Here is an 11,502-nt window from a genome sequence, read left to right as displayed (position 1 = left end):
TTTGTGGGAGTGTGCAGTGGCGACGTTATCCAGGCTTTTTATTCATCCGGTGAAATCCATGCGCGGCATCGGCGTCTCTCACGCGCTGGCCGACATGAGCGGATTCGCCTTCGATCGTATTTTTATGGTCACCGAGCCTGACGGCACGTTCATTACCGCACGCCAGTTCCCGCAGATGGTTCGCTTTACCCCTTCCCCGCTTCATGACGGTTTACACCTTACCGCGCCGGACGGTTCCAGCGCGGTAATTCGCTTTGCTGATTTTGCGCCTGTCGATGCGCCAACGGAAGTGTGGGGCAATCATTTTACCTCGCGCATCGCCCCGGATGAGATTAACCGCTGGCTGAGCGGTTTCTTCTCTCGTGACGTGCAGCTGCGCTGGGTAGGTCCTGAACTGACGCGTCGCGTGAAGCGCCATGACGCCGTTCCCCTCTCCTTCGCCGATGGTTTCCCGTTCCTGCTGACTAACGAAGCCTCGCTGCGTGATTTACAAGGCCGCTGCAAGGCCAGCGTTCAGATGGAACAGTTCCGTCCTAACCTGGTGGTCACGGGCGCCGACGCCTGGGAAGAAGACACCTGGAAAGTGATCCGCATCGGCAGCGTCATCTTTGATGTCGTAAAACCCTGCAGCCGCTGCATTTTCACCACGGTGAGCCCTGAGAAAGGCCAGAAGCACCCTTCCGGCGAACCGCTGAAGACGCTGCAGTCGTTCCGCACTGCGCAGGACAACGGCGATGTAGATTTCGGCCAGAACCTGATCCCGCGCTCCAGCGGCGCAATCCGCGTCGGTGATGAGGTAGAAATTCTTGCCCGAGGGCCTGCAAAAGCATACGGCTCAGGTCAGGAAGAAGAAATGGTCGACGTTGTGACGAATGTCGCCTCTGCGGTAGATATTCACTGGCAGGGCAACGTCATCCGTGGCAACAACCAGCAGGTATTACTTGAACAACTGGAGCAGGCAGGTATTCGCGTACCCTATTCCTGTCGCGCAGGCATTTGCGGATGCTGCCGCATCAGGCTGGTGGATGGAGAGGTCAGTGCGCTGAAAAAATCGGCAATTGGAAATGACGGCACAATTCTGTGCTGTAGCTGCATACCGAAAACGTCCGTACAGCTGGAAGCTTAAACCGCCTGTTCAAGGCTGAAGGAATCTACGCGCAGCTGTGGCTTAAGCCTGTCGTTCATCACTTTAATGGCATCGCCAAGCTGCATCGTCCGCCCGGCAATGGTTACGCCGGGCTGTGCCAGCAGGCAGAGCGCAGCATTTTCGCCTGGCTCAACCACCAGCAGGCTCACCTCTTCAGCGGTATCGCTCAGATTGACGCTGGCCGCGTCACCCGTTGCCGGAGTCCAGCTCATACCATGCGCAAGAAAATGCCAGCTTTTTGGCATTTGCGGTTTCAGGAAGCGGATAGCCACCAGCGCGTTTAATACCAGCTCGGCACGCTGCTCTTTAGAGAGCACCAGATCGCGACATTTTTCTTCAAAGGAGAAATAAAGCGCCGCATCGTCAACGCAAAAGCCCGACGGGGAAAATGCATCCGGGGTTAACATTCGGCGGGCAAAACGAGAACGAAACAACATGCCATTGGCTAAATCGAGCATCATTCGGTCATGCTCGTCGCAAAAATACCAGCGCCAGTTATCGTCAGGTTTAATTCGCATGTGTCTCTCCCGTCCCCAAACGTCCTGTACTAAAAATGTCCTGTTTGCCGCCTCGTTTATAACACCATTAATAAAAGACTATAATGACTAAATAAGCAACAGTGACGGAATATAAAACAACCAGGGCTGGAAATAAAGCCCTGGTTGTCTGATTAAGAGAAAAGATTAGATATGAGTAACGATTTCTTTAATCAGCGGCGGTCCTTTAAAAATAAAGCCGGAATAAATCTGCACCAGTGACGCACCTGCCGCCATCTTCTCGCGCGCAGCAATCACTGAGTCAATGCCGCCGACGCCAATAATCGGCAGACGTCCTTTTAATTCCGCGGACAGCGCGCGAATAATTTCGGTGCTTTTTAATTGCACCGGACGTCCACTTAACCCACCCGCTTCGTCACAGTTTTTCATTCCCTGCACGAGGGAACGATCGAGAGTGGTATTGGTCGCAATAACACCATCAATATTATGGCGAACCAAACTGTCGGCAACCTGGATCAATTCTTCAGGAGAAAGATCCGGGGCGATCTTAACCGCGACCGGAACATATTTATGGTGGATCGTCTGGAGTTCATTTTGTTTATTTTTAATGGCACTCAGAAGATCGTCCAGCGCTTCGCCATATTGTAAGGAACGCAGACCCGGAGTATTGGGTGAAGAAATATTCACCGCGATATAACCGGCATAGGCGTAGACTTTTTCCATACAAATCAGATAGTCATCTTTACCCTGCTCTACCGGCGTGTCTTTATTTTTGCCGATATTGATGCCTAATATCCCGTCAAAATGGGCTTTTTTTACGTTCTCAACCAGGTGATCAACACCGAGGTTATTAAAGCCCATGCGGTTGATCAGCCCTTCGGCTTCAACCAGGCGGAACAGGCGCGGCTTGTCATTTCCCGGCTGCGGACGCGGCGTGACGGTACCGATTTCAATGGAGCCAAAGCCCATCGCGCCCAGGGCATCAATGCACTCGCCATTTTTGTCCAGACCGGCCGCCAGACCCAGCGGATTTTTAAAGGTCAGACCCATGCACTGCACAGGTTTTTCCGGCACATTCTGACGCACCAGAGCGGCCAGCGGCGTTCCGGTAATACGACGTAATTGCTGGAATGTAAATTCATGAGCGCGCTCAGGGTCGAGCTGGAAAAGGGCTTTACGAACGAAGGGGTAGTACATGAACTCTCCTGGATTCCCGGTGTGCAAACCGGGAGGGGATTATGGGCGATCCACGCGCGAAAGGGAATTGACCTGCGGCAAAAAATCAGCGCAAAACGCAATCGTTTACCTTCGAGTCTATTTCTTATGCACTTTTTCGCATTTTAATTGCAGATAAATCATTTAGTGGAATAACCGCGCGGTGTCACACTCCTGAAAATTGTTATGAATGTTAGATAAAAGCAAACAATTGGTTATAAGGAGGAAGTATGCGCGTCATTACCCTGGCCGGAAGTCCACGATTCCCTTCGCGCTCCAGCGCCCTGCTGGAATATGCCCGCGAAAAACTCAATGCCCTGGATGTGGAAGTGTGCCACTGGAACCTGCATAACTTCGAACCTGAAGATCTGCTCTATGCCCGTTTCGACAGCCCTGCGCTTAAAACGCTCATCGAGCAGCTTAACGGCGCTGACGGCTTAATTGTGGCAACGCCCATTTATAAAGCCTCCTTTTCCGGGGCGCTGAAAACCCTGCTCGATCTGCTTCCGGAGCGCGCCCTGGACGGCAAAGTTGTGCTGCCGCTGGCAACGGGCGGTACGGTTGCCCATTTATTGGCCGTGGATTATGCCCTCAAGCCGGTGCTGAACGCGTTGAAAGCGCAGGAGATCCTCCACGGCGTTTTCGCAGATGACTCCCAGGTTATCGATTATCAACATAAACCTCATTTTACGCCCAACCTGCAAACCCGCCTCGATAACGCACTGGAAACCTTCTGGCACGCTCTGCACCGCAGGGATATCCAGGCCCCGGCGTTTGGTCAGCCTCAAGGAGTCGCACATGTTTAAAACGTTAACCCGTATCGGACTGGCAGGTCTGATGGCACTTACCTCGCTGGCCCATGCCGCAGAAGCGGCTCCGGAAAGTTTGCGCATTGGCTATCAGAAAGGCAGCGTCAGCATGGTGCTGGCGAAAAGCCACCATCTGCTGGAAAAACGCTTCCCGGACACCAAATTCTCCTGGGTGGAGTTCCCTGCTGGCCCGCAGATGCTGGAGGCCCTGAACGTCGGCAGTATCGATCTCGGCAGCACGGGCGATATTCCGCCGATATTTGCCCAGGCGGCGGGAGCGGACCTCGTCTATGTTGGCGTTGAGCCGCCCAAACCGAAGGCCGAAGTGATTCTGGTGCCTGAAAACAGCGACATTAAAAGCGTCGCCGACCTCAAAGGGCATAAAGTGGCTTTCCAGAAAGGTTCCAGCTCACACAACCTGCTGTTGCGTGCCCTGCAGGAAGCCGGGCTGAAGTTCACTGACATTCAGCCTGTTTACCTGACGCCTGCCGACGCCCGCGCCGCGTTCCAGCAGAAGAACGTTGATGCCTGGGCCATCTGGGATCCCTACTACTCCGCCGCATTGCTGCAGGGCGGCGTTCGCGTGCTGAAAGACGGTACCACGCTGAAGCAGACCGGCTCGTTCTATCTGGCCGCGCGTCCTTATGCTGAAAAGAACGGCGCATTTATTCAGGGCGTACTGGATACCTTTACCCAGGCCGATGCGCTGACCCAGACCCAGCGTCAGGAGAGCATTACCCTGCTGGCGAAAACCATGGGCTTACCTGAGCCGGTGATCGCGAGCTATCTCAACCACCGTCCGCCGACCACCATTACGCCCGTGGACGCGCACGTCGCCGCGCTTCAGCAACAAACGGCTGACCTTTTCTATCAAAACCACCTGGTGCCAAAACAGGTCACTATCCGCGAACGCATCTGGCAGCCCGCAGGCAAAGAAGGAGCTAAATCATGAGTCTGAATCTTTTCTGGTTTTTACCCACCCACGGTGATGGACACTATCTTGGTACAGAAGAGGGCTCGCGCCCGGTTGACCACGGCTACCTGCAGCAGATTGCGCAGGCGGCGGACCGAATCGGTTTCACCGGGGTGCTGATCCCGACCGGACGTTCATGTGAAGATGCCTGGCTGGTGGCCGCATCGATGATCCCGGTCACCCAGCGTCTGAAGTTCCTGGTTGCGTTACGCCCGAGCGTTGTCTCCCCTACCGTGGCGGCGCGTCAGGCGGCAACGCTGGACAGGCTGTCCAACGGTCGCGCCCTGTTTAACCTGGTGACGGGCAGCGACCCGCAGGAGCTGGCAGGCGATGGGGTGTTCCTCGACCATACCGAGCGCTATGAAGCCTCCGCCGAGTTCACCCGCGTCTGGCGACGTCTGCTGGAAGGGGAAACCGTCACCTTTGAAGGCAAGCATATTCACGTTCGTGACGCGAAGCTCTACTTCCCGCCGGTGCAGCAGCCGCGCCCGCCGCTCTATTTTGGCGGATCGTCGGATGTGGCCCAGGATCTGGCGGCAGAGCAGGTCGATCTCTATCTTACCTGGGGCGAACCGCCTGAGCTGGTGAAAGAAAAAATTGCCCAGGTACGCGCTAAGGCGGCCGCCCATGGCCGCAAGGTGCGCTTCGGTATTCGCCTGCACGTAATCGTGCGCGAAACCAATGAAGAAGCCTGGCAGGCCGCCGACCGTCTGATTTCCCATCTGGACGATGAGACCATCGCCAGGGCGCAGGCCGCGTTTGCCAAAACCGACTCCGTCGGACAGCACCGAATGGCGTCCCTGCACAACGGCAAGCGCGAGAATCTGGAGATCAGCCCGAACCTGTGGGCGGGCGTCGGCCTGGTGCGCGGCGGTGCGGGCACGGCGCTGGTCGGCGACGGCCAGACCGTAGCAGCACGTATCAATGAATACGCCGAACTGGGTATCGACAGCTTTATTCTCTCCGGTTATCCGCATCTGGAAGAGGCGTACAAGGTGGGCGAGCTGTTATTCCCGCATCTGGATGTTGCCATTCCGGAAATTCCGCAGCCGCAGCGGCTTCAGCTTCAGGGCGAAGCCGTGGCGAACGAGTTTATCCCACGCAAAGCCGCCCAGAGCTAAGGAGCGACCATGTCTGCCACCTCCCAAAAATGGCTGCTGCGCGCCGCGCCGTGGTTTTTACCCGTCGGCATTGTTGTTCTCTGGCAGCTCGCGTCATCCACCGGCTGGCTGTCGAGCCGCATTCTGCCCTCTCCGGAGGGCGTCGTAGAAGCGTTCTGGTCGCTGAGCGTGAGCGGTGAGCTATGGCAGCATCTGGCGATCAGCTCCTGGCGCGCCTTGATTGGGTTTTCCATCGGCGGCAGCATCGGTCTGACACTGGGCTTGATCAGCGGCCTTTCCCGCTGGGGCGAGCGGCTGCTGGATACTTCCATTCAGATGCTGCGCAACGTGCCGCATCTGGCGCTGATCCCGCTGGTTATCCTGTGGTTTGGGATTGATGAGAGCGCCAAGATCTTCCTCGTGGCGCTGGGCACACTGTTCCCGATCTACATCAACACCTGGCACGGCATCCGCAACATCGATCGCGGTCTGGTGGAGATGGCGCGCAGCTACGGCTTATCGGGTTTTTCCCTCTTTATTCACGTGATCCTGCCGGGTGCCCTGCCCTCCATCATGGTCGGGGTGCGTTTTGCGCTCGGCCTGATGTGGCTGACGCTGATTGTGGCGGAGACTATCTCGGCCAACTCAGGCATTGGCTACCTGGCGATGAACGCCCGCGAATTCCTGCAAACGGACGTGGTGGTGGTTGCCATCATTCTGTATGCCCTGCTCGGCAAGCTCGCCGACGTCAGCGCCCAGTGGCTGGAGCGCAGCTGGCTGCGCTGGAACCCGGCCTATACCCTTCAGGAGGCGAAAGCATGAATACTGCACGACTGAACCAGGGAACGCCGTTACTGCTGAACGGCGTGACCAAACGCTACGGCGAAAACACCATTCTTAACGGGCTGGATCTGCACATTCCCGCAGGACAATTTGTGGCCGTTGTTGGTCGCAGCGGCGGCGGCAAGAGTACCCTGCTACGCCTTCTGGCCGGGCTGGAAGCCCCCAACAGCGGTGACATTCTGGCAGGAACGACGCCGCTTTCGAATATTCAGGACGATACCCGCATGATGTTTCAGGATGCACGCCTGCTGCCGTGGAAAACGGTTATTGACAACGTCGGGCTCGGTCTTAAGGGCAGCTGGCGGGATGAAGCCCGCCAGGCGCTGGCCGCCGTTGGGCTGGAAAATCGTGCGGGCGAATGGCCTGCCGCCCTCTCGGGTGGGCAGAAGCAGCGCGTGGCGCTGGCGCGTGCGCTAATTCACCGTCCGGGCCTGCTGTTGCTTGATGAACCGCTCGGCGCGCTCGACGCCCTGACGCGGATCGAAATGCAGGATTTGATTGGATCCCTGTGGCAGGCGCACGGCTTTACGGTACTGCTGGTGACGCATGACGTGAGCGAGGCCGTCGCGATGGCTGACCGGGTGCTGTTAATAGAGGACGGGAAAATAGGCCTGGATCTGACGGTGGATCTTCCGCGCCCTCGCCGCGTGGGCTCTGCAAGGCTGGCGGAGCTGGAAGCTGAGGTATTGGATCGGGTGATGAAGCGCGGGGGGACGGAGTTACAGCGAGCCAAGGCTAATGCCTGATGCCCTCACCCCGGCCCTCTCCCGCGGGGAGAAAACACAAAAAACGGCAACCGAGGTTGCCGTTTTGCGTTTACCTGCCCACCGGCATTTTTTACATCAGGCGAGCGCCTTAGCAATCTTCTCGTATAGATCGCCAGACAGGTTCTCCAGCCCTTTCAGCTGCTCAAGCGCGGCACGCATCTTCGCCTGACGCTTCGCGTCGTAGCGTTTCAAACGGATCAGCGGCTCTATCAGGCGAGACGCCACCTGCGGGTTACGGCTGTTCAGCTCGGTCAGCATTTCCACCATGAACTGATAACCGCTGCCGTCTTCGGCGTGGAACGCCGCCGGGTTGCTGCTGGCAAACGCGCCAATCAGCGAGCGCACGCGGTTTGGGTTGCTCAGGGTAAAGGAACGATGCTTCAGCAGGCTGCGCACGTTGCTGAGCGCATCGGCCGCCGGGCTGGTCGCCTGCAGGATGAACCACTTGTCCATCACCAGGCCATCCTGATGCCACTTGTCGTCGTACTCCTGCATCAGCGCATCGCGGCACGGCAGTTCGGCGGCAACGCTTGCGCCCAGCGCGGCCAGCGCGTCGGTCATGTTATCCGCTTCGTGATACTGCTTGCTCACCAGGGTGTTCGCCAGTTCGGTTTCACCAAACGCCAGATAGCGCAGGCAGGTATTACGCAGAGATCGTTTACCAATGTCCGCGTGCTCAACGCGATAAGCGTCAAGCTTGTTGGCGTTATAAATGGCGAGGAACTCGTCCGCCAGTTCAGCAGCCAGCGTACGGGTCAGCGCTTCACGCACCGCCACGATCGCGATCGGGTCGATGATGTCAAACAGCTCGGCGATTTCAGTCGCTGACGGCAGGGTCAGAATTTCAGCGGCCAGGGCCGGGTCAATCTTCTCATCCAGCAGGATCGCGCGGAACGCGTCAGCCACATGGACAGGCAGCGACAGCGGCTGGCCCTGCTGATGGCGGTTTACGTTGAGCTTGATGTAGGTCGCCAGCAGGCTTTGCGCCGCATCCCAGCGGGAGAAGTCGTTACGCGCGTGACGCATCAGGAACGTCAGCTGCTGATCGCTCCACTTATACTCCAGCTTCACCGGCGCGGAGAATTCACACAGCAGCGCAGGTACCGGCTGGAAGTAGACGTTATCGAAGATAAAGGTCTGCTCGGCCTGAGTCACGTTCAGCACGTGGTGTATCGGGTGGCCGCCCTTCTGGAGCGGGATGACTTTGCCTTCGTTATCGTACAGCTCAATGCTGAACGGAATATGCAGCGGATATTTCTCTTCCTGCTCCGCCGTCGGCGGCGTGCGCTGGCTGATGGTCAGGGTATACTGCTCGGTTTCCGGATTGTAGTCGTCTTTGACGGTGACAACTGGCGTCCCGGCCTGGCTGTACCAGCGGCGGAAGTGAGAGAGATCGACATTAGAGGCATCCTCCATCGCCTGCACAAAATCGTCGCAGGTGGCCGCGCTGCCGTCATGACGCTCGAAGTACAGCTGCATCCCTTTCTGGAAGTTCTCCTCGCCAAGAAGGGTGTGGATCATGCGGATAATTTCAGCGCCCTTCTCGTACACCGTCAGAGTGTAGAAGTTGTTCATCTCGATGACTTTATCCGGGCGGATCGGGTGCGCCATTGGGCTGGCATCTTCCGCAAACTGCAGGCCACGCATGGTACGCACGTTGTTGATGCGGTTCACCGCGCGTGAACCCAGATCGGAGCTGAACTCCTGATCGCGGAAGACGGTCAGGCCCTCTTTCAGGCTCAGCTGGAACCAGTCGCGGCAGGTGACGCGGTTACCGGTCCAGTTGTGGAAATATTCATGGCCGATAACGCGTTCGATATCAAGGTAGTCTTTGTCCGTTGCGGTATCTGTACGCGCCAGCACGTATTTGGAGTTAAAGACGTTAAGGCCCTTGTTCTCCATTGCGCCCATGTTGAAGAAATCGACGGCGACGATCATATAGATGTCGAGGTCATATTCGAGGCCGAAGCGCTCCTCGTCCCACTTCATGGAGTTGATGAGTGAGGTCATCGCCCACGGCGCGCGGTCAAGGTTGCCGCGGTCAACAAACAGCTCCAGCGCCACTTCGCGGCCTGAGCGCGTTTTGAAGGTGTCGCGCAGCACGTCGAAGTCCCCCGCCACCAGCGCAAACAGGTAGCACGGTTTCGGGAAGGGATCCTGCCACTGCACCCAATGACGGCCATTCTCCAGCTCGCCTTCGCCTACGCGGTTACCATTGGAGAGCAGGAAGGGATACAGGGTTTTATCGGCGATGATTTTGGTAGTGAAGCGCGCCAGGACGTCCGGACGGTCGAGATACCACGTAATGTGGCGGAACCCTTCCGCTTCACACTGGGTACACAGCGCCACGCCCGACTGGTAAAGCCCTTCCAGCGCGGTGTTGGCGGCCGGGCTGATTTCATTCACGATGCGCAGCGTAAACTGTTCCGGCAGGTTGTCGATGACCAGCTGGTTGTTTTCTTCTTTATAGTCCGACCAGGCTTCATCATTAATATGCAGGGAGACCAGCGTCAGGTCTTCACCATCCAGACGCAGCGGGACCGCAGTTGCGCTATGGCGCGTCACCTGGCTCACCGCCGTGACAACGGTTTTTGTGGCATCCAGGTCAAAAGTCAGATCGATTTCGCTAATCAGGTAATCCGGCGCACGGTAGTCGTGGCGGTATTTGGCTTGTGGCTGTTGTGTCATAGAAAACCTTATGCATCGTTTGTCGAGTAACGTTTCAATATATTCCTGTTGCGCAAATCGCGCTATGCAGAATGTTCATCTTTTCAGGGTCAAAACCCTTTTTTGCTACATTTGTATAACACGGGGCACAAAATGCCCTCGACCATAAAACGCGCTTATGTTGTGATCGGGGTTCAATAAATCACTAAACAAGGTATACTCCGGAGTTGTTTATTGTACTAAACGCTCCTGTGAGAGGATGCTACTGCGCACCTATGACTCAATTCGCTTCTCCAGTTCTGCATACGTTGCTGGATACCGACGCGTATAAACTGCATATGCAGCAAGCCGTTTTCCACCACTACTATGACGTTCACGTCGCGGCGGAATTCCGCTGTCGTGGCGACGACTTGCTCGGTATCTACGCAGACGCCATTCGTGAACAGGTCGATGCTATGCAGCATTTGACGCTGCAGGACGAGGAATATCAGTGGCTTTCTGGCCTGCCTTTCTTCAAAGCCGACTACCTGAACTGGCTGCGCGATTTCCGCTATAAGCCGGAGCAGGTCACCGTGCTTAACGATAACGGCAAGCTGGATATTCGCCTTGAAGGTCCGTGGCGGGAAGTGATCATGTGGGAAGTGCCGCTTCTGGCGGTGATCAGTGAACTGGCTCACCGCTACCGTTCGCCGGAAAAAGGCGTCGAGCAGGCGGTCGCCGCGCTGGAAAATAAACTCGCAGCCTTCTCCACGCTGACCGAAGGGCTGGACATGTCCCGCTTCCGCCTGATGGACTTTGGCACGCGTCGCCGTTTCTCGCGTGACGTTCAGGAGGCCATCGTTAAACGTCTGCAGCAGGAGCCGTGGTTCGTTGGCACCAGCAACTACGATCTGGCGCGCCGCCTCAGCCTGACGCCAATGGGCACCCAGGCACACGAGTGGTTCCAGGCGCATCAGCAGATCAGCCCCGATCTGGCTAACAGCCAGCGCGCGGCACTGGCCGCATGGCTTGAGGAGTACCCGAATCAGCTCGGGATTGCCCTCACCGACTGTATTACGATGGATGCCTTCCTGCGCGACTTTGGTCCCGAGTTCGCTGAACGTTACCAGGGATTACGCCACGACTCCGGGGATCCGGTTGAATGGGGCGAGAAAGCCATTGCCCATTACGAGAAACTCGGCATTGATCCGATGAGCAAGGTGCTGGTCTTCTCGGATAATCTCGACCTGGCGAAAGCGGTCGACCTCTATCGCCATTTCAATACCCGTGTGAACCTGAGCTTCGGGATTGGTACCCGTCTGACCTGCGATATTCCTCAGGTAAAACCTCTGAATATCGTCATCAAACTGGTGGAATGTAATGGCAAGCCGGTGGCGAAACTCTCCGACAGCCCGGGTAAAACCATCTGCCATGACAAAGCGTTTGTCCGCGCATTGCGTAAAGCGTTCGACCTCCCCTTGATCAAAAAAGCCAGTTAAGCGCTT

At 56.8% G+C, this 11,502-nt stretch carries 10 protein-coding genes; 7 read left to right on the top strand and 3 right to left on the bottom strand.

All coding sequences use genetic code 11. The features are described from left to right. Positions 1-16 precede the first annotated feature (16 nt). On the top strand, positions 17-1,126 hold the full coding sequence (locus tag UTM25_RS09250) for an MOSC N-terminal beta barrel domain-containing protein (protein WP_194399989.1): 1,110 nt from the start codon (positions 17-19) through the stop codon (positions 1,124-1,126). Here the strand turns inward: UTM25_RS09250 and zapC are convergent. After that, entirely contained in the window at positions 1,123-1,665 is a 543-nt protein-coding gene (gene zapC, locus UTM25_RS09245; RefSeq protein WP_023311020.1) for a cell division protein ZapC, read from the bottom strand. The two genes, UTM25_RS09250 and zapC, sit on opposite strands and share 4 nt — an antisense overlap. A 165-nt stretch (positions 1,666-1,830) precedes the next feature. After that, positions 1,831-2,841, bottom strand: coding sequence for a quinone-dependent dihydroorotate dehydrogenase (gene pyrD, locus UTM25_RS09240; RefSeq protein WP_023311019.1), 1,011 nt, complete (start codon positions 2,839-2,841; stop codon positions 1,831-1,833). A 248-nt stretch (positions 2,842-3,089) separates the two neighbouring features. Between pyrD and ssuE the strand changes: the two genes are divergently transcribed. From ssuE to ssuB, 5 genes are read left to right on the top strand one after another with little or no spacing between them, the layout of a single operon-like run. Then, a complete protein-coding gene (ssuE, locus tag UTM25_RS09235; RefSeq protein ID WP_008499940.1) occupies positions 3,090-3,665 on the top strand; it encodes an NADPH-dependent FMN reductase in 576 nt (191 codons plus the stop codon). Further along, on the top strand, positions 3,658-4,620 hold the full coding sequence (locus tag UTM25_RS09230) for a sulfonate ABC transporter substrate-binding protein (RefSeq protein ID WP_194399988.1): 963 nt from the start codon (positions 3,658-3,660) through the stop codon (positions 4,618-4,620). Before ssuE ends, UTM25_RS09230 begins: the two co-directional genes overlap by 8 nt. Continuing rightward, entirely contained in the window at positions 4,617-5,762 is a 1,146-nt protein-coding gene (gene ssuD, locus UTM25_RS09225; RefSeq protein ID WP_194399987.1) for an FMNH2-dependent alkanesulfonate monooxygenase, read from the top strand. Before UTM25_RS09230 ends, ssuD begins: the two co-directional genes overlap by 4 nt. Before the next feature lie 9 nt (positions 5,763-5,771). Next, positions 5,772-6,563, top strand: coding sequence for an aliphatic sulfonate ABC transporter permease SsuC (gene ssuC / locus UTM25_RS09220; RefSeq protein ID WP_194399986.1), 792 nt, complete (start codon positions 5,772-5,774; stop codon positions 6,561-6,563). Continuing rightward, positions 6,560-7,330, top strand: a complete 771-nt coding sequence (gene ssuB / locus UTM25_RS09215; RefSeq protein ID WP_194399985.1) for an aliphatic sulfonates ABC transporter ATP-binding protein — start codon at positions 6,560-6,562, stop codon at positions 7,328-7,330. The genes ssuC and ssuB overlap by 4 nt, the downstream gene beginning before the upstream one ends. A gap of 96 nt (positions 7,331-7,426) precedes the next feature. Here the strand turns inward: ssuB and pepN are convergent, their stop codons facing one another. Next, on the bottom strand, positions 7,427-10,039 hold the full coding sequence (pepN, locus tag UTM25_RS09210; protein WP_194399984.1) for an aminopeptidase N: 2,613 nt from the start codon (positions 10,037-10,039) through the stop codon (positions 7,427-7,429). Between the two features lie 254 nt (positions 10,040-10,293). Here pepN and pncB point away from each other — a divergent pair, with 254 nt between their 5' ends. Further along, a complete protein-coding gene (gene pncB, locus UTM25_RS09205) occupies positions 10,294-11,496 on the top strand; it encodes a nicotinate phosphoribosyltransferase (RefSeq protein ID WP_047174498.1) in 1,203 nt (400 codons plus the stop codon). Positions 11,497-11,502 lie beyond the last annotated feature (6 nt).

The organism is Enterobacter sp. 61D5 (assembly GCF_034107965.1).
Lineage (GTDB): Bacteria > Pseudomonadota > Gammaproteobacteria > Enterobacterales > Enterobacteriaceae > Enterobacter > Enterobacter cloacae_M.
Note: the sequence above shows the minus strand (reverse complement) of the source record. Positions and strands in the feature narration are given on the sequence as shown.